Below are 25,994 nucleotides of genomic sequence, written 5' to 3' on the forward strand. Positions count from 1 at the left end.
TGTCACGCAGCCGGTTTGCGTGACATCAGACGAAAGGGAATGCCCGATGCCAGCGTCCGGACCGTGGCTGGCGTCTGGAAATGACCATTGAGTGAAATGCGCGGCAGGGCGTGCAGGCGCGCTCCGTCGTTTGCAAACAGTGTCGCGGGCCGGGTGGTGACTGCCAGACTGAAACCGGCCTCGCGCACCAAATCGATGGTACGCTGATTGACGCTACGGCCATCGCCATAGGGATAGGCGAAACTGACCGGTCGCGTTCCGGTCAGGGTTTCGAGATAATCGGCGCAAAGTTTCAACTCCTGCTGCACCGTTTCATCATCAAGCCCGGTCAAGCCGCGATGGCTGACTGTATGAGCGCCCAGGCTGACCAGCGGATGGGCGGCAAAATCGGCCAGCGCCTCCGAAGGCAGGACGGCTTTGGCAACGATGTCGCGGCTGTCTATCCCGACTTCTGCCGCCATCCGGTTCAGCCTGCCGATCATGTCTGCCTCGTTCATCGCCGTAATCTGGCTGGCGATCTGCCGGAACGCGGCGGCTTTGCGCAATGGTGTGTCGGTGGACAGGATGCGCCTCCTGCCGTCGAAGTCCCATTTCAGCTGCTCAGCCTTGCGGGTCAGGGCAGCAAGGGTTTCCCACCAGAGGCCATGGCTGCGCTCGCTGAGGCCCTGGCAGACAAAAACCGTGAAGGGCGCATCGAACCGCTCGAAGATCGGCAGGGCGAAGTCACGGCTGCTGTAATAGGCATCATCAAGAGTAAAGGCCGCAAACGGCCTTTGCCCTTGCCCTGTGGCAAGCCGTGCGGGCACATCTTCCAGGCGAATGAATTCGTAATTTTCCCGCCACAGGGCGCGAAGGGCAGTATCCAGGAATTTGGGAGTGATTTCCAGATGCCGGTTGGGGTCGGGTCTCAGAGGAAGATATGGGCGCACCTGATGCAGGGTGAAGATCGCGCCGAGCCCGCGCGCATCCTTCCACGCACCGAACCTGCGCGCCATCCCCGCCGCGACCAGTCCGCCCGCGATCAGCCCCTGCTTGAAAATAGTCCCATCCATACGTGGTTTTCCGGCAGCCGCGGCTGCGCTGTCTTTGAAAAAAGATGCTCTATAACAGGTGTCCGGAATGGACCGGATCGGTTTAATCGAATGGGCAGTCCCATCCGGCCCAAAGGGTTATCGTCTCAATACATGCCAGATTAATGGTACGGATTTAAGGAATTGTGCATCGGCTCCGGTTTTAAGCCCGACTCCGGCGATGAAACTGTTGTTCTCAGGATAAAATCTATGGCAGAGCCTGGACTTCATCGGGTTTTCCTCAGGCTTCTCACCATCCAGGGCGCCAGCAGGATTGCCGGAGCAAGGCAGGCCAGGCCAAACAGGAAGCTATTGCCGACCGCATGGCGCAGCACCTCCGGCGATGCTGTGCCGGAAAAGCCGGAGCGATTGGCAATGAGACCGGCCAGTGCGGCCCCTATGGCATAACCGGCGGTTTGCAATGTGGGCAAAAGTGCTGAGGTCCGGTCGCGGTCGTCAGCTGGGCTCGCCTCCATCATTGTTTGGCTGAGCGCCGCCCACGCCATGCCAAAGGCCATGCCCACGGCGATAAGCGACAGGATCAGTCCCGGTAGGTGACCGGTTGCAATGGCAAGCGTGGTGCCGGCAAGGCCGCCAGCCTCGGTGAAGATCCCCAGCAGGATCAGTCTTTCTCTGGCTTTTTGGGTGGAGATATTGGCGGTGATCACAGCCGTTAGGCTCCAGCTGACCGCCATCAGCGCGCTCAACGCACCCGCTGCCATTGGTCCCATCGACCAGAGATGTTGCAGCGTATAGACGAGATAGACACCGAGAGCCGCTTCGGAAAGTGGCATGAGCAACACGATCCACAGGCCCAGCCCGACGGGTGTTGACGCCACAAAGGCGCCGGCGGGCAGGATCGGCTGAAGACTGTTTCTGTCGAGCGCGACAAACAGCAGACAAGCGGCAAGCGCCATGCCGATCATGGTGTTACGGGAGATGTCCAGCGCCGTCAGATTCGCCGCCAGCAGCAGCACCAGCCCGACCAGCAGCAGGCTCAGTCGGCCTATCGGCAAGCCACCCGGATTGGCCGGTTTTTTGCCATTTTTCTCCCCTTTTGGAACGGCGATCCTGGCCAAAATCAGAAAGACGATGCCGGCGGGAACGTTGACGAGGAAGGCTGCGCGCCACGAAATCGCCTCAGTCAACAATCCGGCCAGCACCGGCCCGCCAAAGGCCGACACCGCCCAGACGGCGGCTTCGATACCGAAAATGCGGGCAATCAACCTGCGCGGGAACAGCGTCGAGATCAGCATATAGCACAGAGCCAGGACAGCGCCTTCCCCAAGCCCCTGCAAGACACGCCCGATGATGATGCCCGCCATCGATCCCGCCAGACCGGCGGTCAGTGTCCCCGCCAGGAATACCAACGTGACGATAGCGAGCGCGCCCCGCGTGCCGACCCGGGCCTTGAGGCTGGCGCAACTTGCGCCTGCCACAATCGATGCGGCCAGATAAAGCGTGCTGGTCCAGGGCAACCACTGCGCGCCGCCAAGCTCGCCAATGGCCGAGGGCAGGGCGGTTGAAACAAGGAAGGCGTTGAAAGCATGCAGTCCAACACCAAGGCTGACCATGACGGTTGCTGCTCCGAGGCCCGGGGCGAACAGATCGCGCCAATGCCCATTCTCCGGCATCGTCGCATCAGCCTCTGCGGATTCGGGGTTAATCTCCTGAATTTCCATATTTTTTCAGCCCTTGCCATCTGCTCTGGTCAATTGATGATCGCCACGCTACAACCTCAACCTAAGTTGAGGTAAAGAGGAAAAATGCGGATGCAGGGTTTGAGCGTCGGTGAATTGGCGGAGCGCAGCGGCGTTGCGGTTTCGGCTTTGCATTTTTACGAGCGCAAGGGCCTGATCCGCGCCCGGCGCACCAGCGGCAACCAGCGGCGCTACGACCGGGACGTGCTACGCCGCGTGGCAATTATTCGGGCGGCGCTAGCGCTAGGCATTCCCTTGAAGGAGGTCGCGGCGATCATGGCGGATCTGCCGCAAGGCCAGACGCCGGGCCGGGAGGACTGGCGCCGGATTGCGACACGTTGGGCCGACAGTTTGGACCGGCGCATCGCCATGCTCGGCAAATTGCGCAACGATCTCGACGGCTGTATCGGCTGCGGTTGCCTGTCGATGACGCATTGCAATATCTTCAATCCCCAGGATATGGCGGGCGAGCGCGGCGAGGGGGCTGTATTTCTTCTCGATTCTGATAGGAACGAAGGGGGAAACCCTGCAGATTCCACAGAGTTGCCATAATTGGGCAACTCTTCATTAACAATATTGGGCAAGATGAAGGCGTTGCACAATTTCCTGCCCCATTTTGGGTCTAATGCCAGCACGTCCTCGTGCCGGTTCCGTGAAGTGTTCGAGGTCGTTTTCGTGAATTTGCCGATGAATTTGCCCAAGTATTTGCAGTGTAACCAGTCTGGAGGCCGAATGAGCAGGACCCTGATCGCGCTATCGTTGTTTGTGTCGATCAGCATGATGGCCAGCCCGGTTCTTGCAGGCAGCGCCCAGCTTCTGCTGGATGCGCGCACCGGTCGGGTGATCGCCTCGGAAAATGCGGATATGCCCAACCATCCGGCATCGCTGACCAAAATGATGACCATCTATATGGTTTTCGATGCGATCCGCCGTGGCACGTTGAGCTGGGATAGCCCCGTGCCGTTTTCCAAATACGCCTCATCACGTCCGCCCACCAAGCTTCGCCTCAAGCCAGGTGAAGAAATTACCGTACGCGAGGCGGTGCTGGGCATGGTGACCCTGTCGGCCAATGATGCCGCCGCCGCAATGGCCGAAAAACTTGGCGGAACGGAAGAGAATTTCGCGGCGATGATGACCGCCAAGGCGCGCCAGCTCGGCATGCCCAATACCACATTCGTCAATGCCTCCGGCCTTCCAGACGATCGGCAGATCACCACCGCCCGCGACATGTCCACCCTCGGCGTAGCACTGCTGCGCGACTTTCCCCGCGATTACGCGCTGTTTTCCACCCGCAGCTTTGCCTTTCGTGGCCGCACCATCAATGGCCATAACAATCTCATGTACCGCTACAAGGGCATGGACGGCATCAAGACCGGTTACACCAACGCATCCGGCTATAACCTGGTCAGCGCCGTGGCCGATGGCAAGCGCCGGGTGATCGGCGTGATCATGGGCGGCCGTAGCGGCGCCAGCCGTGACAATCTGATGGCGCAGCTGATCACCAAGAATATCGGCAAGGCGTCTGACGGTAATTCGCTGATCGCCAGCGCCGCTCCCACCGCTCCGATTGTCATTGCCCAGACCACTGGCAGCATTCCCTTGCCGCTCGACCGCAGCGCCCCAATCGACCGCAGAGAGGTTGCTTCTCAGGTCGCCTCCGTCAGCGCGCAGGCTGATGCGCCGGTTCTCGGCTCCCGCTTTGGCAATGCTTATGCCGGTGGTGGCGCCAACAACGCTGCTGCAGCCACGGAAGCCCTGATTGCGGGCGCCCATCCGCGTCCCCTGAAGCCCATTCCACTGCATCGCGACGGAACCTGGCAAATCCAGATTGCGGCTGCCGCCAGCGCCGAGGAAGCCATGAGCCTGCTGCAAATGGTCCGCGACAAGATCGGTGGGCCGCTGGCCGACCGCGATATCTATACCGAAGCCGTCACCCGCAATGGCGCCACCGTGTATCGCGCCCGCTTCACCGGCTTTCCCAACAAGGACGATGCTCAAAGCGCCTGTGAGCGGCTGGTGAAAAGCAGTTATGATTGCGTGCTGATGCCAGCGCGAGGCTAAGCCTTTCCGGCGACTCTACCTTCAACTTCTATCCGTATCCTTCGTGCCGTCTATCTCATCGATAGGCGGCACTCTCGTTTTCTAGCCAATGGATAGTTTTCGCTTCTTTTTCCATCAGCATTTTCGATGCCTCGCTATAAGACGAAGAGCGCTCAGGTTTCCGTCGGATTTCGGTGCAAATCCTGGGCTGTTCAATCTTTCTTGCCGCGCTGTTTTTCCACTCTCGACAATCTTGCGGAATCGCGCGATAAAGTCAAGAACAAATGGAGAACGATATGCTGTCTGATCTGATGGAGCGTTTTGAAAAGGCGTCGGCTACCTATGCAGCGGCCAATGGTGTCGAGCGGGACGAGACCTGGTTCCTGCTGAAATTACTGGAGGAAGCGGGGGAGCTGGTTCAAGCGGCAAACCGTGTCAGCGGTCGCGGTCGCCAAAAGGGCATGAGCGAAGACGAAATGCGCCAACTGCTCGCCGATGAAACGGCCGATCTTTTCGGGCATGTTCTGCTTTTTGCCCGTCATCACCGGCTCGATCTGGAAAGCGCGATCCGGCGGAAGTGGCGGTTCGATCCCAAGGTTGCGGCAGCGGAATGAAAATCCGCCCCGCGCCTTACGTTGCCAGTTGCGAAGATCTCAAAGGTTCAATGTATTTGAGACCTTAGCCTTGGTATCAGAGTCTGCGAAGCGTAAAGGGCGCACCGAAGAAATGTAGCCACATGCGCTCCAGGATATAGCCATGCGCCACCACGGGCGCCGTGGCGAAATCATAGAGCCTTGCATAGCTATCGGGTGAAACGGCTGTGACCAGATCGTTGCGAACCGCGAAAATTGCACCATAGGAAAACGTCCCGAGCAAATGCTTTTCGGCTTCGTCGGCAATGTGGTCCATGCGGCAGCGACGCAACATGTGCGCGGCGATATTGATGTAAGCTTCCATACCGCCGTTCAGCAGGCGGTAGACCGTGCCCATGCCCAATGCGCCATTGTCGATAAAGTCGACCGGACCCCAGGTGTAGAGAGAGAAATATTCCTCTCGGACCCGCGGACCACCCCGCAGCTTCGGGCGATACGCATCCAGAAATTTCTGCGGCGGTACATTTTTCTCTTCGACCCATGCCCAGGAGAGCGTCTGGATTTTCTCCCAGTCGGTCCAATTGTTCAGCAATTGCAGGAAGTCAGGACTGTGCGTGAAGGGGTCACCCTGAGCAAAGACCGTAAAATCGTGATTGCGCTGGCGCTGACCCATCATGTGATGGAGGTAGGTCTCAGATTCCCGCCCAACATTGGGACGTGCAATGATATGATTGGCACGCTCAAGCACCTGCGGCGATGTGATCTCCTCGCCCTTGTTATAGATGAAAATCTCGAAATTGCTGGGGACCTGCGCGATCCATTCCAACTCTTCCGCATAACGGGCAATGACGAGTGTGTGCACCTGTGAACTCCTGGCAAGATACGGACGCAGTTTGCACCGCGCGATAACCCGATGGCATGCCGTAGGTCTAAGGCCAGAAGCTTGTCTGTGGCTTGAAGCTTATGCGGAGTATCTGAAGTGCGAAACGCTACCAAACTTATAGTATTTGGCGTTCCGAAAGCGCGTTATGCAAAAAAGCCGCAGCATTGGTGCAGATCATCGATGACCAATGTTGCCAGCGCCCGAATTTCATCGGTCGGTGCCAGGAGATCGGGTACCATCACCGCCATCATGCCCGCCGAGGCTGCCGAGCGGATGCCGTTATGGGAATCTTCCAATGCCAGACAATCGCCGGGTGCAATGCCAAGCCGCTCGGCAGCAGTGAGATAAGGGTCCGGCGCGGGCTTGCCTCTGGCGTAGTCGCCTAAAGCAACCACGTGATCGAACCGCTCTCGAATGCCAAAGCCGGCGAGATGATGCTGCACTTGGGAATGGGCGGAAGAGGTGCAAATGGCCCGTGGAATGGCCTTGGTATCCAACGTATCGAGCAGGGCCACCACACCCGCCTTTAGCTTCAGTTCCAGGGCGGTCAACCGATCAAAATGGTCCACCCAGACTGCCCGAAAGGCTTCGGCGTCAAAATCCGGCCCATAATGGTCCTTCAATAAATGCACGATCCCGTCCCAGGGGCGGCCCAGCATGCCTTCATAAACCGATGGCCCGACAAGCAGCCCCGCTTGCACCCCTGCCGAAATCACCGATTTCCGATAGAGAATTTCGCTGTCGAGGATGAGACCATCCATGTCGAAAATAACGGCTTTGGGGGTGCGGGGCAGCATGTGTCGCTATAGGTCCAATGAGAGTTCGCGCTCGCCGAGGTCCTGGCAAAAGCGCAGCAGATAACCGTCTGGATCAGCAACGACGAATTGCCGGTTGCCGACCTCGGTCATATCTTTTCGATACCATTTGTCTTCAAGCGGCAGATAAAGGGCAATCGCTGCCTTTTCAAGACGATCAAGGATGGCTTGCACATCATCGACGCAGATCTGCACGTTCAGGCCGCGTCCGAACGGTCGCTCCAACGGCGCGCCTTCGATTTCGAAGGTGCGGCCGAGGCCGATCTGGTCGATCATCAACTGCGCGTCACCGAGTTCAAGGAAGCTGAACCCTTCTTCCGGCCGCTCGTAACGCACGGAAAAGCCAAGCAGCCGAGTGTAAAAATCCTGGCTCCTATGCCAGTCCGTGACTGCAAATTCCGGAACCAGGGCATTCCCCATTACGCCCGCGTGCCGCCGACCGTGATCTGGTCCATCCGCAGATGCGGCTGGCCAACGCCGACCGGGACCCATTGTCCAGCCTTGCCGCAATTGCCGATGCCGGTGTCGAGTTTCATGTCGTTGCCGATCATCGATACCCGTTTCATCGCTTCCGGCCCGTTGCCGATCAGCATGGCGCCCTTGACCGGCGCGCCGATCTTGCCATCCTCGATCATATAGGCTTCGGTGCAGCCGAACACGAATTTGCCCGAGGTGATATCCACCTGGCCACCGCCGAAGGACACGGCGTAGATGCCCTTCTTGACCGACGCGATGATTTCTTCCGGGCTTTTGTCGCCGGACAGCATGTAGGTATTGGTCATGCGCGGCATCGGCTGGTGGGCATAGCCCTGGCGGCGGCCATTGCCGGTTGGTGTCATGCCCATCAACCGGGCATTCTGGCGGTCCTGCATATAGCCGACCAGCCGACCGTTTTCGATCAGTACATTATAGGCAGAAGGCGTGCCTTCGTCATCGACAGTGATCGAGCCGCGCCGGTTATTGATCGTGCCATCATCGACCACGGTGACGCCGGGCGCGGCGACCATTTCGCCCAGGAGTCCTGCGAAGGCCGAGGTTTTCTTGCGGTTGAAATCGCCTTCCAGCCCGTGGCCGACGGCTTCGTGCAGCATCACGCCCGGCCAGCCATTGCCCAGCACGACGTCCATGCTGCCAGCCGGGGCCTCGATGGCCTCCAGATTGACCAGCGCCTGACGTAGCGCATCGTCGGCGCCCGCCTTCCAGCTCTCGTCGCTGAGGAAGTCGGCGAAGGACATCCGCCCGCCTGTGCCGAAGGAGCCGGATTCCTGCCGCTCGCCCTGGCCGGTGATGACCGAGATATTCATGCGCGTCATCGGGCGCACATCGCGGACGCGGTGGCCATCGGCGCGCAGGATTTCCACCACCTGCCAGCTGGCGGCAATCGAGGCGGAGACCTGTCGTACCTTCGAGTCTTTGGCGCGCAGATAGGCGTCAATCTCAGCTAGAAGCGCTACTTTTTCCTCGAATGTCGGGCTACCGATCGGATTTTCGTCGCCATAGAGCCGGACATTGGTGCGCTGCGGAGCGCTGGCATAGGAGCCGCTATAGCCATGGGTAACGGCCTTGACCGCATCGGCGGCGCGATTGAGTGCCGATAGCGACAATTCACCGGAATGGGCGTAGCCCACTGCTTCGCCTGCCACTGAGCGCAGACCAAAACCCTGGTCGGTGTTGAAACTGCCACCCTTCAGGCGGCCATTGTCGAAGGAAAGTGATTCGGACTGGGCATGTTCAATATACAATTCGCCATCATCCGATCCCTCCAGCGCCGAGGCGACGGCTTTCGACAGGCTGTGCTCGTCACAATCGAACAGGCTGATGAGGTCGGTGGTCATCGGGATCTCCTTGGCTTGTGGTTCCCATTTCATCGGCCCCATGTAATTGCACCTGACCGATGGGGCAAGGGCCGATGCCAGACCGCTCCGTACTCAGGGCAGGGCGTCGTAGCCTTCGCCAAAGCCATTCAGCTCGACGGGAATACCGACCCGGTCCTGATCAGAGGACTCGCGCACGGCAAACACGGCGCTTTTGCCCGAACGCAGCACTTTCATCAGTTGATCGTCGATTTCCACTTCCACATAGCAGCCCTCGGCAAAACAGCGGGTGAAGAAAGCTCGGCCGACATTGTTATTATCGACGTAAAGCTCCATGCCGTCCTTCAACAGCACGCCAAGCGGCGCCAGAATGCGCAGGATGCGGGCCTTGCGGTCGGCGGTCTTCAGCACTACTACGGACAGTCCCACTTCCGGGCGGTCCTCGGCGATCACATTCTGCATCAGGGCGCATTGCTCCTGCGAGGTACCGGCGGGCGTATCGCAAATAATCGACCAGGCACCGTGATTGGAGCGCACCGTGCCTGCCTGCGGCTGCTGTGCCAGCGCCGCGCCCGCCTGCAATGCTGTTGCAAACCCTGCCGCAAGGAGCCCCGCCGCGACAAGTCTAGCCCGCAACATTCTCTGGAAACCCATGGATACCTCTGGAATTCTGTTCAATTTTGTCATTCTCGCCTGCGCCGCACAAAGGATCAAGGGCCAAGGCCTTCGACATCCTTGCGCTTTGCGCGCTGTATCTTCCTGTAACCTGCGATGATCGCCGAAACAAATCCAATCTGCGGTTATTGGCCCGACCGGATAAAAGGCCTAGCCCAAAACTGGACAAGACGAAAACCGGAGATGGGCTGACTATTGACAGTCTCCTTTCCAGCCGAGTGCGGCATAATTGGGGTGTTTGCCTGTGTTGCGATCAGGGACAGATCCAGTTCAGGTCCATGCGATGGCGAGGTTTCAGGAGAATCTTCTCTGGCATTTCCCGCAAAGCGCGTACTGACATTTGCAGCGCAGGCCCGAGAATTGCGCCAGTTCGGCCTGGATCTTGATGGCGATCTCTGTGGGATGAGCAAAAATGCCGCAGCGGCATGGACGTACGGTTGTTGCGAAATTGGCAAAATTGTGATTTTAAATTAGTATCATATCAGGGATTGTGCGTTTGCCATTGATTTGGGTCAAACGCGGGAGGGAGAGGCAACCGTGATAAAAACTCTTTTAAAAGTGATGGCCAGTTTGGTCACGGGGACGGCAAGGCTGATGGCAGGTCTGGCGAGGGCCATGGTTCTCTGTCTGATAAGTGCCGTTGGTGCGATGGCGGACCAGCCGGTTGATTGGCAGCTCGACCTGCAACCCCATGCCAGCCCGGTGATGGAGCAGATCCGCTGGTTCAACCATTACACCTTGTGGTTCATCGTTCCGGTGACGCTGCTGGTTCTCGCTCTGTTGATCATCGTGGTCGTGCGGTTCAGGGCCAGCGCCAATCCGGTGCCGTCCCGCACCAGCCACAATACCGTGATCGAGATTGTCTGGACGCTTGGGCCGGTTCTTATCCTTTTCTTTCTCGCCATCCCGTCCTTCAATTTGCTCACCTATGAATTGACGATTCCGGAAAAGCCCGACCTGACCATCAAGGCGACGGCCACCCAGTGGCAGTGGAACTATGAATATCAGGGTGAAAAGCAATTGGCTTTCGACAGCTACCTGCTGAAGGATCAGGACCGCGCCAGCGCTGGCAAGGAAGATCACAAGATCTATCCGCGTCTTCTGGCTGTTGACAATGAAATGGTCTTGCCGGTTGGCAAGACGGTTCGCATGCTGGTGACGGCAGCGCCTTCCGACGTGATCCATTCTTTCGCTATGCCGTCTTTCGGCGTCAAGATCGACGCCGTGCCGGGCCGGTTGAATGAGACCTGGTTCCGCGTCGACCGCGAAGGCCTGTTCTACGGCCAGTGCTCGGAACTCTGCGGCAAGGATCATGCTTACATGCCTATCGCCATCCGCGTCGTTTCGGCTGACAAGTACAATGCGTGGATGACGGCGGCCGCAAGCGATCTCGGCGCGGCCAACAAGGTCCTGATGGCAGCGACGGATGGCCCGAAGGCCGCCAATCAGCTGGCGCAGAACGTTTCCACAATGACCGTTTCGAACTGAGGGGAGTGAGGACAATGGCTGGACATACCGGCGAGGGCGCTCATGCACCCGAACATTCACATGATCACAAACCGGGCTTTGCCGCCCGCTGGCTGTTTTCGACCAATCATAAGGACATCGGCACGCTCTACCTGATCTTCGCCATTATCGCGGGCGTGATCGGCGGGGCGCTGTCGGTTGCCATGCGCATGGAATTGCAGGAGCCTGGCATCCAGATCTTCCACGGTCTGGCTGCGATGGTCTACGGCTTTGAGGGCGATGCCGCCATCGATGGCGGCAAGCACATGTATAATGTGTTCACCACCGCACATGCGTTGATCATGATCTTCTTCATGGTCATGCCAGCGTTGATCGGCGGTTTTGCCAACTGGATGATCCCGATCATGATCGGCGCGCCGGATATGGCGTTTCCGCGTCTCAACAACATCTCCTTCTGGCTGATCGTACCGGCATTCGTACTGCTCCTGTTGTCGATGTTTGTCGAAGGCCCGGCGGGCGCTTACGGTGTCGGCGGCGGCTGGACGATGTATCCGCCCTTGTCGACCTCCGGCCAGCCTGGCCCCGCGGTCGACCTGGCGATCTTTGCACTGCATGTGTCGGGTGCCTCGTCGATCCTCGGCGCCATCAACTTCATCACCACCATCCTCAACATGCGCGCGCCGGGCATGACCCTGCACAAGATGCCGCTGTTTGCCTGGTCGGTGCTGGTCACGGCTTTCCTGTTGCTTCTGTCCCTGCCGGTTCTGGCCGGTGGCATCACCATGCTGTTGACCGACCGTAATTTCGGCACGACATTCTTTGCCCCCGAAGGCGGTGGTGACCCGATCCTCTACCAGCACCTGTTCTGGTTCTTCGGACATCCGGAAGTCTATATCCTGATCCTGCCCGGTTTCGGCATCGTCAGCCACATCATCTCGACCTTCTCGAAAAAGCCGGTTTTCGGCTATCTCGGCATGGCCTATGCCATGGTCGCCATCGGCGCCGTCGGTTTCGTGGTCTGGGCGCATCACATGTATACGGTCGGCCTGTCGCTGGCCGCCCAACGCTACTTCGTCTTCGCAACCATGGTGATCGCAGTGCCGACCGGCATCAAGATCTTCTCGTGGATTGCCACCATGTGGGGCGGCTCGCTGTCTTTCCGCACTCCTATGGTCTGGGCTATCGGCTTCATCTTCCTGTTCACCGTTGGCGGTGTAACGGGCGTGCAGCTGGCCAATGCCGGTCTCGACCGTTCGCTGCATGACACCTATTACGTGGTGGCCCATTTCCACTATGTTCTGTCGTTGGGTGCCGTGTTTGCAATTTTCGCTGGCTGGTATTATTGGTTCCCGAAAATGTCGGGCTATATGTATAGCGAGTTCATCGGAAAGCTGCATTTCTGGGTGATGTTTATCGGCGTCAACATGGTGTTCTTCCCGCAGCACTTCCTCGGGTTGGCTGGCATGCCGCGTCGCTATATCGATTACCCGGATGCCTTTGCCGACTGGAACCGGATTTCATCCTACGGCTCCTATCTTTCAGGCGTCGCGGTGCTGATCTTCCTGTTCGGCGTGTTCGAGGCTTTCGCCAGGAAGCGTGTGGCAGGCGACAACCCATGGGGTGAAGGTGCGACCACACTGGAATGGCAGCTGTCTTCGCCGCCGCCATACCACCAGTGGGAACAGTTGCCCCGCATAAAATAGACATAAAAAAAGCCATCAACGCCGTGGATGAAGCCGCTGCGGCGTTGAGAACATGACAGGTCAGGACAGCATAATGGCAGCCATAGACAACAGCAACATCATCGGTCTGGACAGTGAGATCTGTCTGTCCGAAGCGGGCGCGAAGGATTTCTTCGCGCTTTTAAAGCCGCGGGTGATGTCGCTTGTGGTGTTCACGGCCTTCGCAGGTCTGGTGCTGGCACCAGGTACGATCAACCCCATTCTGGGTGTCATTGCCATCCTGTGCATTGCGGTTGGGGCTGGCGCCTCCGGCGCTCTCAATATGTGGTATGATGCCGATATTGATGCGGTGATGACCCGCACGGCGCGCCGCCCCATCCCGGCAGGCCGTATCCGTCCGCAGGAGGCGCTGGCCTTCGGCATCACGCTGTCGGTCTTTTCGGTCTCGATTCTTGGCCTCGCGGTCAATTGGTTCGCCGCCGCCTTTCTGGCCTTCACAATCCTGTTTTACGCTGTCGTCTATACGATGTGGCTGAAGCGCTCGACCCCGCAGAATATCGTTATTGGTGGCGCATCGGGTGCCTTCCCGCCGATGATCGGCTGGGCCTGCGTGACAGGTGGCGTGTCGCTGGATAGCGTCATACTGTTCATGGTGATCTTCCTGTGGACGCCAGCACATTTCTGGGCCCTGGCGCTCTACAAGATGCGCGATTACGGCTCGGTCGGCGTGCCGATGATGCCGAATGTGGCAGGCGAAACCTCCACCAAGCGGCAGATGTTCGTCTATGCCGTGCTGACCGGGGTCTTTGCCGTGGCACCGGCTTTTACCGGGCTTGCTTCGCTCTGGTACGGGCTGGTGGCTGGTGTGCTGAGTGCCGTCTTTGTTGCCTGCTCCGTTGCCGTTTGGCGGATGCCAGAGGGCGATGAACGCATGGCACCGGCCCGCAAAATGTTCGCCTATTCGATCTTCTACCTGTTTGCGGTGTTTTCAGCCCTGCTGGTCGATCACTACGCGGCGAACCTTATCGCTCATGCTTCGGGAGCGCTGTGATGGAAACGGTCAAGCTGACGGAAGCCCAGAGAAAATCGAGACGCGGCCGCAATATAGCGCTGGGCCTGGTCTTGGCCGGGCTTGTCGTGTTGTTTTACCTCGTGACGCTGGTGAAGATCAGCGGCATGGGACAATGAGCAGGATCTGATTGCGCATGGCTCGTCATTTGACGACGCGCAGACTGGAAATGCTCGACGTGAGAGAAGCGTTTAGCAGGGTTTTTGAAGCACAGACTGTTGACATACGCATACCATTGAAGCAGCGGCGCGGGAGGAACGAGCCATGGCAGAACCGGGAGGCACACAAGCGGGAGAACGGCGCGGCAAGGGCAAGGACCTGACCGTGTTTTTCGCTTGCCTGGCGTTTGTCGGCGGCGTCACCGCGATGAGTTTTGCTGCGGCCCCGTTCTATCGGATGTATTGCCAGCTGACCGGCTATAACGGTACGACCCAGAGGGCAGAGCAGCCGTCATCTGTCATTCTTGACCGCAAGATGACGGTCACCTTCGATGCCAATGTCTCGCCCGGTCTGAACTGGGATTTCAAGCCGATGCAGGCATCCGTTGCCCCAAGGATCGGCGAAACCATTCAGGCCAATTATTCTGTCACCAATCGCTCGCCCTATCCAACCAAGGGGCAGGCGGTGTTTAACGTGACACCAATGGAAGCGGCGGTCTATTTCAATAAGATCGAGTGCTTCTGCTTTACCGAGACGGTGCTACAGCCCGGCCAGACGCTGGACATGCCAGTGGTCTTCTATATCGACCCTGACATCATGGCGCAGCCGGAAACCAAAAATATCGGAACGGTAACCTTGTCCTATACATTCTATCCGCATGGCGGCGAAAAGCCGGTGGCGGGTATTGCGCAGGACAAGGCCGCCGTTCAACCTAAGCTTTAACGGGCGGGTCCCGCTGTATCAAAGCGGCGGGCGCGGACTAGGAGCAAGGGTAGGAAATTAACAGTCTGTTCAAAAATTGCCATTTGCAGACGGCCAGCGGCGATTATTGGATAAACTGTAAGGGATGGAGTGATCGGCGGCGAGAGGCGGCTGATCATTTGAGGAGAGTTTTCAAGCGGGGATTGCTGACATGGCCGACGCCCATCAGAAACATCATGACTATCACATCATCGATCCGAGCCCATGGCCGATCCTGGCATCGCTCGGGGCCTTCATCCTGACCTTCGGCGGGGTCGGCTATATGCGCTACCTGCATGGTGGCTCGTTCAAGCTGTTCGGCATGGAACTGGCGCATCCATGGCTGTTCTACATTGGTCTTGCCATCATCCTGTTCACCATGTTCGGCTGGTGGGCGGATACGATCAAGGAAGCCCATGAGGGCCACCATACGCGGGTCGTGTCTCTGCATCTGCGCTATGGCATGATCATGTTCATCGCGTCTGAAGTGATGTTCTTCGTCGCGTGGTTCTGGGCGTTTTTCGATGCCAGCCTGTTTCCCCATGAAGCCATCCAGGCCTCGCGGGTCGAGTTTACCGGCGGGCAATGGCCGCCAAAGGGTGTCGAAGTGCTCGATCCCTGGCACCTGCCGCTTTATAACACCGTCATCCTGCTGCTATCGGGTACCTGCGTTACCTGGGCGCATCATGCCATGCTGCACAATGACCGTAAGGGCATGATCAGCGGCCTGACGCTGACGGTGGTGCTCGGTGCGCTGTTCTCCTTTGTGCAGTTCTATGAATATATGCATGCGCCTTTCGCGTTCAAAAGCTCGATTTACGGCGCGACCTTCTTCATGGCCACTGGCTTCCACGGTTTCCACGTGCTGGTTGGCACGATCTTCCTGTTGGTCTGCCTGTTTCGGGCGCTGAAAGGCGATTTCACCCCGAAACAGCATTTTGGCTTTGAGGCGGCGGCCTGGTACTGGCACTTCGTCGACGTGGTCTGGCTGTTCCTGTTCTTCTCTATCTATATCTGGGGCGGATGGGGTGCGCCGCTGGCGCATGGCTAGAGCATTCCAGCAAACGTGCGGTGCGGTTTTGCGTCTGGAAATGCTCTAACCGCCAGCGAGTTGGATTTAACGAGGGCGGCGTCAAGAGCGCCGCCTTCTTGTTTGCAGTTGGGCTTAAGGACTGTACCGAGCACGGAACCGGATGTTCCCGAGAAGATAGACGAAACACGAAAAGCGAGAGATTGTGTGGTTTAAACTGAATCTCACAAACTCTGGAATGCAAAGAGGACCTCGACGCCATGGCCAGCAATAGCGATTTCCCGCCGGTCGAACCGGTCCAGGCCGCCCTTTCGGTTTCCTGCCCGCGTTGCGGCCGGGGCAAGCTTTTTCAGGGACTGACCAAGCTGAAGCCCGCCTGTAGCGCCTGCGGCTTCGATTACAGCAGCATCGATCCCGGCGATGGGGCGTCGATTTTCGTCATTCTGATCGCCGATTTTCTGGTGGTTGGCCTGGCGCTTTATACCGAGGTCACGTATTCGCCGGGATTGTGGGTCCATTTTCTGGTGTTTGGACCTTTGGCGATCGGATTGTCGCTCTGGCTGCTGCGTACCATCAAGGCGCTGTTGATTGCCTTGCAATACAAGCACAATGCCCATCCGGGCCAGATCGACCGGGAGTAGGATGGCCGCGATGACGCGTGTAAGGCTTGCCGCAAGCGGCTTTCTGGTGCTGGTCGCCCTGGCGCTGCTGGTATCGCTTGGCACATGGCAAATGCATCGTCTGGCCTGGAAGGAAGGCCTGATTGCCGATATTGAGTCGCGCCGCCACCAGCCCCCTGCCAGCGTCGAGAAGATGGATACGCTGGCACGCAGTGGCGGGGATGTCGATTACCGGGCCATGACCGCCTCCGGCACCTATCTCAACGACAAGGAACGCCGTTTCCTGGCGACCTATGATGGCGATGCCGGTTTTTACATCTACACGCCGCTTCAGCTTGCCGATGGACATATTCTCTTCGTCAATCGCGGGTTTGTGCCGGAGCAGAAGAAGGAGCCTTCGACACGCATGGGTGGGCAATTGCTGGGCCTCCAGCGCGTCACCGGCCTGGCGCGGGCGAAACTGGCGGAAAAGCCCTCCCGGTTGGTGCCGGACAATGATATCGCCAAGAATGTGTTTTATTGGAAAGATCTTGATGCCATGGCCGCCAGCACCGGGATCGATGCGGCCAAGATTCTGCCGTTTTTTCTGGATGCAGGGCCGTCGCCGGTGCCCGGCGGCCTGCCGATCGGCGGTGTCACGATGATCGACCTCCCCAATAGCCACCTACAATATGCATTGACCTGGTACGGTCTGGCGCTTGCTCTGGCGGTGATCGCAGTTATTTCGGTTTTCAGAAAGAAAACCTGACGTCATTTCCAGAATCAACAATAATGTGGATATTGTCAAAATGCTTGAACCCAATCGGTTCAAGCATAGATGCGCAATCCATCTGCATTTTTACTTTGTTTTCTTCGATATGGATTGCCGGAATTTTACTGCTTTCAACAATCTCGAACGGGGGTGAGAGATATGACGATATTCTTAATTGCGACAGTTTTGGTCGTTCTTGTCATGCTGGAACATATCTACATCATGGTGCTGGAAATGTTTCTCTGGACGACACCGCGCGCCCGGAAGATCTTCCGTAAAAGCCTGCAGGGCGCTGAAACCACTCGGATGATGGCTGCCAATCAAGGTCTTTACAATGGATTTCTGGCTGCGGGCCTGTTCTGGGCGCTTCTGCATCCGCTGCCGGCCATGGGGCTCCAGCTCAAGGTATTTTTTCTTGGCGCTGTGGTGGTTGCTGGCCTATATGGGGGGAGGACCGTGTCGCGGCGGATCTTCTTCGTCCAGGCCGCGCCGGCAGCGATTGCCCTGTTTTTGGTTTTACTGGCTGGATAACAATGACGACTGCGATGGACAAAACGCTTTTGGAAACCGGCTCGGTAACCCGGTCGCCATTGACGATCCGGCTGTGCGGCCCGCGCGGTTTTTGCGCCGGTGTCGATCGGGCGATCCAGATCGTCGTCTTGGCGCTGAAGGGCTATGGCGCGCCGGTCTATGTCCGTCACGAAATCGTCCACAACCGCTATGTGGTTGAGGGGCTGGAGGCCAAGGGGGCGGTGTTTGTCGAGGAACTGGATGAAATCCCGGTCGAGCATCGCCAGCAGCCTGTGGTGTTTTCCGCCCATGGCGTGCCGAAATCCGTGCCGGAAGATGCGCAGAAGCGCAATCTCTTCTATCTCGATGCCACCTGTCCGCTGGTCTCGAAAGTCCATAAACAGGCCATGCGCCACCAGCGGCTTGGCCGCCATGTCATCCTGATTGGTCACGCAGGCCACCCGGAAGTAATCGGCACCATGGGGCAATTGCCCGAAGGCACCGTTTCCCTGGTGGAAACCGTTGAGGATGCCGCCGTCTATCAGCCAATCGATCCCGAAAACCTCGGCTTCGTCACCCAGACCACGCTGTCGGTGGATGATACCGCAGGCGTGATTGCCAAATTGCAGGAGCGCTTTCCAGAGCTGAAGGCGCCTGCTGCCGACAGTATTTGCTATGCCACCACCAACAGGCAGGAAGCGGTGAAACAGGCAGCGCCCGGCTGCGACCTGTTCGTCACCGTCGGCGCTCCCAATTCATCCAATTCCAAGCGGCTGGTGGAAGTGGCGTTGAAAGCTGGCGCCAAGCGCTCCATCCTGGTGCAGCGCGCCAGCGAGTTGGACTGGGACGCCATCGGTGAGATCCGCAGCCTTGGCCTGTCGGCGGGCGCATCGGCACCGGAAGTGGTGGTCAACGAAATCATCGAGGCCTTCAAGGCCCGCTTCGACGCGACAATCGAGCTGGCTGAATTTTCGATTGAGAACGAAAACTTCCTGGTCAACCGCGAATTGCGCTCCATCGAACTGACCCAGGACGACATGGCCTTCGTCAACGGGTGATGCAAGGCCTAGTCGGAAAGGCCCTGTTCACTTGCTGGCCAGCAACTCTGGCAGTTCTTCCAGCAAAGCGTCGCGCGCCCGACCCCCAGGGGTGATCTGGTCTTTTTTCTCATCCTGAATGAGACGGGCAAACACATAGGTCTGTTTGCCTTTGCTGGCCCAGCCGACATACCAGCCCCATCCACGGCTATAATCGAACGCGGTGTCCGAAAGACGAGGGAAGGCCGCGCCGGTTTTACCGTGCACGGTCCAGCCATCGGCGATCTGGCGTTGCTCAACGATGGCCAGTGTCTTGTCCATGGCTTCGGGGCGAACGGGCAGCTGATGCTGGACCAGCTTTCTTAGGAAGGCGACCTGTTCCAGCGGCGAAATCTTCAAGGAGGAGGCAATCCATGCCCGCTCCAGACCATTGTTTTTGCCAGGATCGCCGGAAAAATCGGCATTGCCATAGGCAAATTTCGTCGCATAATCACGAAGCTTGTCTTGCCCAAGCGTCCTGGTGATCTGCTGGGAATACCAGACGACGGAGTATTTCATCCAGCGCACCGGATCGGTCGGCTGTTTCCAATTGTCGCCGCCCCAATCCACATAACCCTGTTTAAACGGCAGGGTCGGATTATGCTCGTCCTTCAGGTAAGTGGCATCATAGCCTATCACGCTGAGGGCGACCTTGAAGGTGGAAGCGGGCGTGACACGCTCCGCACAATTGCCGTCCTGGACCAAGGTCTTCCCGGTTTTGCTATCGGCAATGACCGTGCAAATCGTTCCAGCCTGCGCCGTGGACGCTAAAAAGCTGGCTGCGATCAGTGTCAGCGCGATTTGCCCTAATTTCACAGCCTGTTCCTCTTCTCGATTGCGACGAAAGTCCGCTATTGTCGCGGGATTACCATGGCAATCGGAAAATATCGGCAGCATTATGGTTGGTAATGATCTGCGTTGGTTGCTGCCTGTGATTGCATGGAATAGGTGATCAGGTCATCCACATATCTGTTTGGGTCATCAGAGACAGCCGGTCGGTGTGGTAATCAATGTGCATCTGGTGATGATTGTTGCGCATGGCGGCCAGAATGGCCGAGGCAATGGCTGGGGCTTGTGCAAAGCCGCCCGTATTGTGTCCGCCCACCAGAACCACGCAGCATGCCTTGGATTTGTAGGTCTCGAACAGGCCGAGACCGGAAGGTGTCCAGGGCCGCACGCAGTATTTCAGTGTTTCACGCAGGCTGCCTGCCTCGATCAAGCTCTGATATTGCTCAGGAAAACAGGTGGCAGCGGTATCGATCAGGCCGTCATAGATGGTATTGAGAAGGTCCTCGTCGATATTATTGGGGTTAAAGCCTGTAAAGCCATAGCCTGAGCCGATGATGGCGGCGCGTTCCCCTTGTTCGCCCCAGCCGATGGTGACATTGGCATCTTCCGTAACATGGTTCTTGCGCGCCAGTTTCAAGGAATTGCGCAGCAGGCCTTGCGGGTCGGGCAGCGAGAGCCACGCGCCCAGCACGCCGCAAATCTGGCGGTGCGAGGCGGTCTTTGCAATTGCCGCGCCTGCATAGACCCCCGGTGAGATCACCAGATTGCCGGTCACGCGCTCGCCGGTGGAGAGTACGACATGATCTACCTGACCATCAAAGCGGGTCGGCATGCTGGTCATCTCGGTATTCCACTCAAACATGACCCCGCGACCCTCATACCGATCCAGCAAATTGGCCATGAAGCGATGCAGATTGAGGGTGAAACCCTGAACATAGACGCCCCCAGAAATTTCGCCAGCCTCAATGGCCCGGCGCAGGATGGGCTGCTCGGCGGCAATCTCGTCCAGAGAGGCATTTCTCAAGGTCGCGCCGATGCGGTCCTGGCGGCTTTTGGAGCGTTGAAAATGGGTGGCATCCGAATAGACCCGCAGGATGTCGCGTTGCAGACCGGATGCGGCAAACAGCTCCGGCTCCCTGGCGATCCATTCGTCCCAGAGGGGATGGCTCTCCCGATTGAAGCGGAAGATCGAGTCGTTGTAATTTTCGGCCAGCCAGCCCGGAACACTCTCGAAAGAGGCGATCCAGTCGCGCTCGGCCTCTTTGAGGCTGCTGGATGGCGCAACGTTCCAGCCGCGCTCGGTCACGGGCCGTGAAAATTGCCAGTTCATGTCACCATGGATGTTACGGCAATTGTAATTGTCCATTTCTGACAGGGTAAACATGCGCGCGTCGCCACCGCCCGCACTGCATCCCAGCGATCGCCAATCGGTCTTGCGGCGCGGATCAGGCCGGGCATCGATGATCCGGACACTATAGCCTGCCTCGATGGCGTAATGGGCGGTGATCAGATTGACGATACCGGCACCGATGAATGTCACCTCTTCGCGCAGATCCGTATGGACGCCACCGCCGAACTGATCGTTGCAGATGCATTGTTCGGCATCCCTGAAGGCGGCAACCACGCTGGTCGCCGGGCCGAGAACGGTGATCTGGCTGTTTGCCAATTGCCGCTGCCAGGCCTTGTCGGTTCCCGCTTCGCCGTAAACCGCGACATAGACGGGCTTGTTGGCGGCGCGCGACCATTCGGCAAGCACATCGGCGTCCACCCTGTCGGCGGTAACAATCACCGAGACGGGATTTTGCCGCAGGAAACGCGACAGGTGCCGAGGCCCCTTGCGGACCAGGTCATGGCGGAAGAGCAAGGTATCCGTGGCCAGATCCTCGAGGATCTCATTGTCCACGCGCGAAAGAAGAAGAACATTCATGCTGGCCTCGGAGGTTTGGTGAGAAAATTGGTCAATTCATGACGACATAGATCGCGGTGCCGATCAGCAGCGCGGCCATGGTGTAATTGAACACGCGCAGATAGGTCGGGTTGGACAGAAGCGAGCGAATGCCGACCCCGAAACTGGCCCAGAGCGATGAAGAGACGATGTTCACAGCTGTGCAGACGGTAAAAATCGCCACGCCGGAAGCAAGGATGGAGGTTCCGGTCGGCATGAAGATCGACGCTGTTGTTGTCGCCTTGACCCATGCCTTCGGGTTGATGAACTGAAACGACGCCGCCTCAATAAAGGTCAGGGGCTGTGGCGCGGATTTGGCATTGGCAACCCTGGCACCGATCAGCTTCAAGGAGAGATAGATCAGATAGGCAGCGCCCGCCCATTTCAGCAGGGTTTGCAGCGCCGGAAAATAGTCAAACAGAATACCAAAGCCGACGCACAGCAAGAATGTCTGTACCGCGCAGCCCATGGCAATGCCCAGAATATGCGGGCCGGTGCGCGTGAAGCCGAAGTTGACGCCCGACATCGTCAGCATGACGTTGTTGGGGCCGGGTGTGACGGACATTGTCCAGTAATACAGGGCTAATGCCAGGTACGAAATTCCGAGAATAGTCATGATTTTTCCAATCGCGGAGCTTCGCTGAAGCCGCGTTTACAGTGCTCGATAAAAATGGGTGTCGAATTATCGCAGGTTGCCGCAGAATTCCTGAATTCGGTGGCAGGCTGCGGTAATGGCGGCTTCATCCGTGGCATAGGACAGGCGGAAATTTCCAGCCTGCCCGAAGGCGGAGCCGTGAACGGCGGCGACGCCTTTTTCCTCCAGCAATGCGGTGACGAACTCTTCATCCGTCTCGATCAGCCGACCGCCTTCCGTCGTCTTGCCGAAGGTGCTTTCGCAGGAGGGAAACACATAGAAGGCCCCTTCCGGCAGCAGGCAGGTCAAGCCATTGGCCTGATTGAGCATGGAGGTGATCAGGTGACGGCGATTGTCGAAGGCGGTGCGAAATTGCACCAGATGGTCCTGCGGTCCATCCATGGCGGCGACGGCGGCCCATTGGGCAATCGAGCAGGTGCCGGATGTTTGCTGGCCTTGCAGCAGCACCATGGCATCGATCAGCACTTTCGGACCTGCGGCATAGCCCAGCCGCCAGCCAGTCATGGCATAGGCCTTGGACACGCCATTGACGGTCAGGGTGCGGTCCTTCAGGCCGGGCTCGATCTGCGCGCCGGTGACATATTGAAAATCACCGTAGACCAGATGCTCATACATATCGTCGGTCAAAAGCCAGACATGCGGATGGCGCATCAGCACATCCGTCAGTGCTTTCAACTCGTCATGGGTATAGGCAGCACCCGATGGATTGGATGGCGAATTCAGCAAGACCCAGCGGGTGCGTGGCGTGATTGCCTGTTCCAGATCCTCCGGTCGCAGCTTGAAGGCCGCCTTCTGCGTGGTGGCAACCCGCACCGGTACGCCGCCGCATAGCGAGACCATTTCCGGGTAGGAGACCCAGTAGGGGGCGGGAATGATCACTTCGTCGCCGGGATTGAGGCTGGCCCGCAGCGCATTGTAGATCACATGCTTGGCACCTGTGCCGACGATGGTTTCATCAACGCGGTAGGAGAGCTGGTTTTCGCGCTGAAACTTGCGCACGATGGCCTCGCGCAATTCAGGAATGCCGGCAACATTGGTATATTTGGTCTCGCCGCGCTGGATCGCAGCAATAGCCGCTGCCTTGATATGGTCAGGCGTGTCGAAATCCGGCTCACCGGTGGACATGGAAATCACATCGACACCGGCCAGCTTCAGCGATCGCGCTTTTTGGCTGATGGTGATGGTTTCCGACGGACGGATTTCAGACACGGAACGGGCAACTATCGTCATGATACAGATCTTCCTCACCCCTGTTGCATCAGAATGCGCAGCGGTTTGCGATAACGGGATAGACTTAAAATACGGGGTGGAGAAATGCGGACGGAAGACCGCTTCACCCTTTTGCGCGACATGCTCTAGTCGGGCATGACAGGCAGGGACTTCAAATAGTCGATATAGGCAGCGGGCAGAACATCGGCACCCGCCAGGATGTGGTTCATATAGCCGGTTCTCGGTTTGAGACCGTCCACATTATGCTTCAGGGAAATATAGGTGATGGCCTTGACCGTCGTATGGGTGCTCATATCGACGACATCGACTTCAAGCTGTTCATATTGTTGGGTTTCAACATTTTCATAGATATCGAGAATGTCGAAACCGGCCTGCGGCATCAGATTCAGTGTACCGAAGATATGGGCCGCAGTATTGGGCTGGATATTGGCGGCACCGGCTCCCGGAAAATAGGCGGATGGCTTATTGAATACCAATTCATATCCATCCAGACGCCCAAGTCCGCGCGAGACGGAATAGATGCCACCTTTATTCAGGCGCTCTTTCTCAAGGCGATCTACATCGAGATTGGACCCATAGGCGAAGTAATATTTCATTGCAATATATCTCTTCTATGGGTAAATTCTGATTCTGAGTATTTATCTCATATATCGATGATGATGATTACATTTATGCAGTATTACAGATTTCAATTTGTTTTTAATGCTTCAAAAATAAAGCAAAAAATACGTTGCAGATTAATTATGATTTCATTTGAAAACTGTCAATGCAATTTATGGGTTATATAAAATATTTTTCACCTTTTATATGTGACCATTTTTTGTGCCTCCATCCATGCCGGGGCTGGCTCTCGCGTTCGTGTCATTGTATCCCTGTGCGCCAATCAACCGGAATGCGGACCCGATCTGTGGCAGTTTATACCGACATCAACGAGGTCGACCTCAAAGACTTCCTCGCACACTATGACACTGGCGAACTCCTGTCCTTCAAGGGCATTGCCGAGGGCGTGGAAAATTCCAATTTCCTGCTGCATACGACCAAAGGTGCGTTGATCCTTACGCTCTATGAAAAGCGCGTGGAGAAAGATGACCTGCCGTTTTTCCTAGGGTTGATGCATCACCTCTCTGCCAAGGGTCTCAATTGCCCGCTGCCGCTGCCACGCAAGGATGGCGCTTTGCTGGGCGAATTGTCCGGACGCCCTGCGGCGCTGATTTCCTTTCTGGAAGGCATGTGGCTTCGCAAGCCGGAAACCCAGCATTGCCGGGCTGTGGGCGAGGCCTTGGCGACCATGCATCTTGCGGCAGAGGGATTTGCGCTGAGGCGCGACAATGCGCTGGATCTTGCTGGCTGGCAGGCGCTGTGGCCAAAGGCGCGCGCCCGCGCCGATGAGGTCTCTCCCGGCCTTAAGGCGGAAATCGATGCCGAACTGGCGCATCTGGCCGGGCAATGGCCGAAGGATCTTCCCGCAGGCGTTATCCATGCCGATCTGTTTCCCGACAATGTCTTCTTCCTTGGCGACCAATTGTCAGGACTGATCGACTTCTATTTCGCCTGTAACGACTTTCTGGCCTATGACCTGTCGATCTGCCTGAATGCCTGGTGCTTCGAAAAGGACGGCAGCTATAATATCACCAAGGGCAAGGCGATGATCGACGGTTATCTCGCGGTTCGCTCCCTGTCCCCGGCCGAGGTTGCCGCCATGCCGGTTCTGTGCCGCGGCTCGGCGCTGCGCTTTCTGCTGACCCGGCTTTACGACTGGCTGACCACGCCGGAAGGCGCCATGGTGGTGAAGAAGGAGCCGCTGGAATATCTGCGCAAGCTGCGCTTCCACCAAGCGGTCGAGACCGCTGCCGAATACGGGTGGCCGCAATGAAACATGTTGAAATCTTCACCGATGGTGCCTGCTCCGGCAATCCCGGTCCCGGTGGCTGGGGTGCGGTGCTGCGCTATGGCGAGGTGGAAAAAGACCTCTGCGGCGGCGAGGCGGATACCACCAATAACCGTATGGAACTGCTGGCAGCGATCACCGCGCTGAACACGCTGAAGACCCCATGCGAGGTCGATCTGCATACCGACAGCAAATATGTGATGGACGGTATTTCCAAATGGATCTTCGGCTGGAAGAAGAACGGCTGGAAGACCGCTGACAAGAAGCCGGTGAAAAACGGTGAGCTTTGGCAACAGCTCGACGCCGCCAACCAGCGCCACAAGGTGACCTGGCACTGGGTCAAGGGCCATGCCGGTCATCCCGAAAACGAACGGGCCGATGAGCTGGCCCGCAAGGGCATGGAACCCTTCAAAAAGGGCGGTGCAGGCTCGAAGCCAATCTTATAATCGCACAATCCCACAAGGAGTTACCGATGATCTATCACTGCGTTTTTCTGCGGTTCAAGTCGGCGGTCTCTGACGCTGAGAAACAGTCGATCTATGATGCCATCATTGCATTGAAGGAGGTTGTGCCGGGTATGCTGGAGGTCCGCGCCGGTCAGAATGTGTCGCCGGAAGGTTTGAATGGCGGATTCGTCGATGGGTTTATCGTGAGTTTCGAAGATGCCACGGTGCGCGATTATTACCTGAAGCATCCGGATCATATCGCGGTCGGCGACCGCATTGTCGCCGCGACGGATGGCGGGTTGTCTGGCATCCTGGTCTTCGACCTCGAGGCATAAAAAGTGGCCGT

Annotated in this window: 28 protein-coding genes; 16 read left to right on the plus strand and 12 right to left on the minus strand. The window is 57.7% G+C overall.

Annotated features, from left to right (window positions below; genetic code table 11):
• Positions 1-2: 2 nt before the first annotated feature.
• Both AVCG78_RS01975 and AVCG78_RS01980 read right to left on the minus strand, forming a co-directional pair.
• A complete protein-coding gene (locus AVCG78_RS01975) occupies positions 3-1,052 on the minus strand; it encodes a polysaccharide deacetylase family protein (protein ID WP_156582816.1) in 1,050 nt (349 codons plus the stop codon).
• A gap of 245 nt (positions 1,053-1,297) precedes the next feature.
• Complete coding sequence (locus AVCG78_RS01980; protein WP_156582817.1) at positions 1,298-2,752, minus strand: MFS transporter; 1,455 nt, start codon at positions 2,750-2,752, stop codon at positions 1,298-1,300.
• Positions 2,753-2,836: 84 nt separating this feature from the next.
• Between AVCG78_RS01980 and soxR the strand changes: the two genes are divergently transcribed.
• From soxR to AVCG78_RS01995, 3 genes are all read left to right on the plus strand, one after another.
• Positions 2,837-3,322: a redox-sensitive transcriptional activator SoxR gene (gene soxR / locus AVCG78_RS01985; RefSeq protein ID WP_015915153.1), complete on the plus strand. Its 486-nt coding sequence runs from the start codon at positions 2,837-2,839 to the stop codon at positions 3,320-3,322.
• Between the two features lie 180 nt (positions 3,323-3,502).
• Positions 3,503-4,831: a D-alanyl-D-alanine carboxypeptidase gene (locus tag AVCG78_RS01990; protein ID WP_015915154.1), complete on the plus strand. Its 1,329-nt coding sequence runs from the start codon at positions 3,503-3,505 to the stop codon at positions 4,829-4,831.
• A gap of 275 nt (positions 4,832-5,106) precedes the next feature.
• Positions 5,107-5,424, plus strand: a complete 318-nt coding sequence (locus AVCG78_RS01995) for a pyrophosphohydrolase domain-containing protein (RefSeq protein WP_041697591.1) — start codon at positions 5,107-5,109, stop codon at positions 5,422-5,424.
• Positions 5,425-5,500: 76 nt separating this feature from the next.
• Here AVCG78_RS01995 and AVCG78_RS02000 read toward each other — a convergent pair whose 3' ends face one another.
• The 5 genes from AVCG78_RS02000 to AVCG78_RS02020 form a co-directional block, all read right to left on the minus strand.
• Positions 5,501-6,265 (minus strand): HAD family hydrolase, encoded by a 765-nt coding sequence (locus AVCG78_RS02000; RefSeq protein ID WP_015915156.1) that lies wholly within the window; start codon positions 6,263-6,265, stop codon positions 5,501-5,503.
• Positions 6,266-6,429: 164 nt separating this feature from the next.
• Entirely contained in the window at positions 6,430-7,083 is a 654-nt protein-coding gene (locus AVCG78_RS02005; RefSeq protein WP_071202602.1) for an HAD family hydrolase, read from the minus strand.
• Between the two features lie 6 nt (positions 7,084-7,089).
• Positions 7,090-7,521, minus strand: coding sequence for a bleomycin resistance protein (locus AVCG78_RS02010; RefSeq protein ID WP_071202604.1), 432 nt, complete (start codon positions 7,519-7,521; stop codon positions 7,090-7,092).
• Positions 7,521-8,936 (minus strand): metalloprotease TldD, encoded by a 1,416-nt coding sequence (tldD, locus tag AVCG78_RS02015; RefSeq protein WP_071202932.1) that lies wholly within the window; start codon positions 8,934-8,936, stop codon positions 7,521-7,523. The genes AVCG78_RS02010 and tldD overlap by 1 nt, the downstream gene beginning before the upstream one ends.
• 93 nt (positions 8,937-9,029) lie before the next feature.
• The gene (locus AVCG78_RS02020) at positions 9,030-9,569 is read right to left on the minus strand and encodes an invasion associated locus B family protein (protein ID WP_087727436.1); all 540 of its coding nucleotides are present in this window, start codon (positions 9,567-9,569) and stop codon (positions 9,030-9,032) included.
• Positions 9,570-10,184: 615 nt separating this feature from the next.
• Here AVCG78_RS02020 and coxB point away from each other — a divergent pair.
• From coxB to ispH, 10 genes are all read left to right on the plus strand, one after another.
• On the plus strand, positions 10,185-11,078 hold the full coding sequence (coxB, locus tag AVCG78_RS02025) for a cytochrome c oxidase subunit II (RefSeq protein WP_071202935.1): 894 nt from the start codon (positions 10,185-10,187) through the stop codon (positions 11,076-11,078).
• Positions 11,079-11,092: 14 nt separating this feature from the next.
• Positions 11,093-12,760, plus strand: a complete 1,668-nt coding sequence (gene ctaD / locus AVCG78_RS02030) for a cytochrome c oxidase subunit I (protein WP_071584994.1) — start codon at positions 11,093-11,095, stop codon at positions 12,758-12,760.
• A 73-nt stretch (positions 12,761-12,833) separates the two neighbouring features.
• The gene (gene cyoE / locus AVCG78_RS02035) at positions 12,834-13,790 is read left to right on the plus strand and encodes a heme o synthase (protein WP_071202610.1); all 957 of its coding nucleotides are present in this window, start codon (positions 12,834-12,836) and stop codon (positions 13,788-13,790) included.
• Positions 13,790-13,927 carry a hypothetical protein gene (locus AVCG78_RS02040; RefSeq protein ID WP_060719083.1) on the plus strand — a complete coding sequence of 46 codons (138 nt, stop codon included), beginning with the start codon at positions 13,790-13,792 and terminating at the stop codon, positions 13,925-13,927. Before cyoE ends, AVCG78_RS02040 begins: the two co-directional genes overlap by 1 nt.
• A gap of 145 nt (positions 13,928-14,072) precedes the next feature.
• Positions 14,073-14,690 carry a cytochrome c oxidase assembly protein gene (locus tag AVCG78_RS02045; RefSeq protein ID WP_015915165.1) on the plus strand — a complete coding sequence of 206 codons (618 nt, stop codon included), beginning with the start codon at positions 14,073-14,075 and terminating at the stop codon, positions 14,688-14,690.
• Positions 14,691-14,880: 190 nt separating this feature from the next.
• Entirely contained in the window at positions 14,881-15,759 is an 879-nt protein-coding gene (locus AVCG78_RS02050; protein ID WP_015915166.1) for a cytochrome c oxidase subunit 3, read from the plus strand.
• A 239-nt stretch (positions 15,760-15,998) separates the two neighbouring features.
• Entirely contained in the window at positions 15,999-16,379 is a 381-nt protein-coding gene (locus AVCG78_RS02055) for a DUF983 domain-containing protein (protein WP_071202614.1), read from the plus strand.
• Between the two features lies 1 nt (position 16,380).
• Entirely contained in the window at positions 16,381-17,106 is a 726-nt protein-coding gene (locus tag AVCG78_RS02060; protein ID WP_156601649.1) for an SURF1 family protein, read from the plus strand.
• A gap of 162 nt (positions 17,107-17,268) precedes the next feature.
• On the plus strand, positions 17,269-17,640 hold the full coding sequence (locus AVCG78_RS02065; RefSeq protein WP_071202616.1) for a DUF1304 domain-containing protein: 372 nt from the start codon (positions 17,269-17,271) through the stop codon (positions 17,638-17,640).
• Positions 17,641-17,654: 14 nt separating this feature from the next.
• Entirely contained in the window at positions 17,655-18,677 is a 1,023-nt protein-coding gene (gene ispH / locus AVCG78_RS02070) for a 4-hydroxy-3-methylbut-2-enyl diphosphate reductase (RefSeq protein ID WP_049777272.1), read from the plus strand.
• A gap of 27 nt (positions 18,678-18,704) precedes the next feature.
• Here the strand turns inward: ispH and blaOXA are convergent, their stop codons facing one another.
• The 5 genes from blaOXA to AVCG78_RS02095 all read right to left on the minus strand — a co-directional run bounded on the left by blaOXA (position 18,705) and on the right by AVCG78_RS02095 (position 23,910).
• Complete coding sequence (gene blaOXA, locus AVCG78_RS02075; RefSeq protein ID WP_049777135.1) at positions 18,705-19,511, minus strand: class D beta-lactamase; 807 nt, start codon at positions 19,509-19,511, stop codon at positions 18,705-18,707.
• A gap of 136 nt (positions 19,512-19,647) precedes the next feature.
• Positions 19,648-21,411, minus strand: a complete 1,764-nt coding sequence (locus AVCG78_RS02080) for an NAD(P)/FAD-dependent oxidoreductase (RefSeq protein WP_071202618.1) — start codon at positions 21,409-21,411, stop codon at positions 19,648-19,650.
• A gap of 31 nt (positions 21,412-21,442) precedes the next feature.
• Positions 21,443-22,045 carry a LysE family translocator gene (locus tag AVCG78_RS02085; protein WP_015915173.1) on the minus strand — a complete coding sequence of 201 codons (603 nt, stop codon included), beginning with the start codon at positions 22,043-22,045 and terminating at the stop codon, positions 21,443-21,445.
• Between the two features lie 66 nt (positions 22,046-22,111).
• Positions 22,112-23,314: a pyridoxal phosphate-dependent aminotransferase gene (locus AVCG78_RS02090; RefSeq protein ID WP_071202620.1), complete on the minus strand. Its 1,203-nt coding sequence runs from the start codon at positions 23,312-23,314 to the stop codon at positions 22,112-22,114.
• 125 nt (positions 23,315-23,439) lie between these two features.
• A complete protein-coding gene (locus tag AVCG78_RS02095; protein WP_015915175.1) occupies positions 23,440-23,910 on the minus strand; it encodes a gamma-glutamylcyclotransferase in 471 nt (156 codons plus the stop codon).
• A 311-nt stretch (positions 23,911-24,221) separates the two neighbouring features.
• On the opposite strand from AVCG78_RS02095, the gene AVCG78_RS02100 reads away from it, so the two are divergent.
• Genes AVCG78_RS02100 through AVCG78_RS02110 form a run of 3 tightly spaced genes read left to right on the plus strand, consistent with a single transcriptional unit; the run spans position 24,222 to position 25,983 of the window.
• The gene (locus tag AVCG78_RS02100; RefSeq protein ID WP_071202939.1) at positions 24,222-25,187 is read left to right on the plus strand and encodes a homoserine kinase; all 966 of its coding nucleotides are present in this window, start codon (positions 24,222-24,224) and stop codon (positions 25,185-25,187) included.
• Positions 25,184-25,648, plus strand: coding sequence for a ribonuclease HI (rnhA, locus tag AVCG78_RS02105; protein ID WP_060719077.1), 465 nt, complete (start codon positions 25,184-25,186; stop codon positions 25,646-25,648). Before AVCG78_RS02100 ends, rnhA begins: the two co-directional genes overlap by 4 nt.
• A gap of 26 nt (positions 25,649-25,674) precedes the next feature.
• A complete protein-coding gene (locus AVCG78_RS02110; protein ID WP_071202622.1) occupies positions 25,675-25,983 on the plus strand; it encodes a Dabb family protein in 309 nt (102 codons plus the stop codon).
• The last annotated feature ends 11 nt before the right edge of the window (positions 25,984-25,994 follow it).

It is taken from the genome of Gillisella vitis, assembly GCF_021559775.1.
Lineage (GTDB): Bacteria > Pseudomonadota > Alphaproteobacteria > Rhizobiales > Rhizobiaceae > Allorhizobium > Allorhizobium ampelinum.

What these genes read in the sequence shown, in the direction of transcription:
- AVCG78_RS02045 (WP_015915165.1), top strand. Translation starts at nt 14,073, where the DNA reads ATGGCAGAACCGGGAGGCACACAAGCGGGAGAACGGCGCGGCAAGGGC.
- AVCG78_RS02055 (WP_071202614.1), top strand. Translation starts at nt 15,999, where the DNA reads ATGGCCAGCAATAGCGATTTCCCGCCGGTCGAACCGGTCCAGGCCGCC.
- AVCG78_RS02040 (WP_060719083.1), top strand. Translation starts at nt 13,790, where the DNA reads ATGGAAACGGTCAAGCTGACGGAAGCCCAGAGAAAATCGAGACGCGGC.
- AVCG78_RS01995 (WP_041697591.1), top strand. Translation starts at nt 5,107, where the DNA reads ATGCTGTCTGATCTGATGGAGCGTTTTGAAAAGGCGTCGGCTACCTAT.
- AVCG78_RS02090 (WP_071202620.1), bottom strand. Translation starts at nt 23,314, where the DNA reads ATGACGATAGTTGCCCGTTCCGTGTCTGAAATCCGTCCGTCGGAAACC.
- cyoE (WP_071202610.1), top strand. Translation starts at nt 12,834, where the DNA reads ATGGCAGCCATAGACAACAGCAACATCATCGGTCTGGACAGTGAGATC.
- ispH (WP_049777272.1), top strand. Translation starts at nt 17,655, where the DNA reads ATGGACAAAACGCTTTTGGAAACCGGCTCGGTAACCCGGTCGCCATTG.
- rnhA (WP_060719077.1), top strand. Translation starts at nt 25,184, where the DNA reads ATGAAACATGTTGAAATCTTCACCGATGGTGCCTGCTCCGGCAATCCC.
- AVCG78_RS01990 (WP_015915154.1), top strand. Translation starts at nt 3,503, where the DNA reads ATGAGCAGGACCCTGATCGCGCTATCGTTGTTTGTGTCGATCAGCATG.
- AVCG78_RS02065 (WP_071202616.1), top strand. Translation starts at nt 17,269, where the DNA reads ATGACGATATTCTTAATTGCGACAGTTTTGGTCGTTCTTGTCATGCTG.
- AVCG78_RS02095 (WP_015915175.1), bottom strand. Translation starts at nt 23,910, where the DNA reads ATGAAATATTACTTCGCCTATGGGTCCAATCTCGATGTAGATCGCCTT.
- tldD (WP_071202932.1), bottom strand. Translation starts at nt 8,936, where the DNA reads ATGACCACCGACCTCATCAGCCTGTTCGATTGTGACGAGCACAGCCTG.
- AVCG78_RS02110 (WP_071202622.1), top strand. Translation starts at nt 25,675, where the DNA reads ATGATCTATCACTGCGTTTTTCTGCGGTTCAAGTCGGCGGTCTCTGAC.
- AVCG78_RS01975 (WP_156582816.1), bottom strand. Translation starts at nt 1,052, where the DNA reads ATGGATGGGACTATTTTCAAGCAGGGGCTGATCGCGGGCGGACTGGTC.
- AVCG78_RS02085 (WP_015915173.1), bottom strand. Translation starts at nt 22,045, where the DNA reads ATGACTATTCTCGGAATTTCGTACCTGGCATTAGCCCTGTATTACTGG.
- soxR (WP_015915153.1), top strand. Translation starts at nt 2,837, where the DNA reads ATGCGGATGCAGGGTTTGAGCGTCGGTGAATTGGCGGAGCGCAGCGGC.
- AVCG78_RS02020 (WP_087727436.1), bottom strand. Translation starts at nt 9,569, where the DNA reads ATGGGTTTCCAGAGAATGTTGCGGGCTAGACTTGTCGCGGCGGGGCTC.
- AVCG78_RS02080 (WP_071202618.1), bottom strand. Translation starts at nt 21,411, where the DNA reads ATGAATGTTCTTCTTCTTTCGCGCGTGGACAATGAGATCCTCGAGGAT.
- ctaD (WP_071584994.1), top strand. Translation starts at nt 11,093, where the DNA reads ATGGCTGGACATACCGGCGAGGGCGCTCATGCACCCGAACATTCACAT.
- AVCG78_RS02010 (WP_071202604.1), bottom strand. Translation starts at nt 7,521, where the DNA reads ATGGGGAATGCCCTGGTTCCGGAATTTGCAGTCACGGACTGGCATAGG.
- AVCG78_RS02050 (WP_015915166.1), top strand. Translation starts at nt 14,881, where the DNA reads ATGGCCGACGCCCATCAGAAACATCATGACTATCACATCATCGATCCG.
- AVCG78_RS02005 (WP_071202602.1), bottom strand. Translation starts at nt 7,083, where the DNA reads ATGCTGCCCCGCACCCCCAAAGCCGTTATTTTCGACATGGATGGTCTC.
- AVCG78_RS02060 (WP_156601649.1), top strand. Translation starts at nt 16,381, where the DNA reads ATGGCCGCGATGACGCGTGTAAGGCTTGCCGCAAGCGGCTTTCTGGTG.
- coxB (WP_071202935.1), top strand. Translation starts at nt 10,185, where the DNA reads ATGGCAGGTCTGGCGAGGGCCATGGTTCTCTGTCTGATAAGTGCCGTT.
- AVCG78_RS01980 (WP_156582817.1), bottom strand. Translation starts at nt 2,752, where the DNA reads ATGGAAATTCAGGAGATTAACCCCGAATCCGCAGAGGCTGATGCGACG.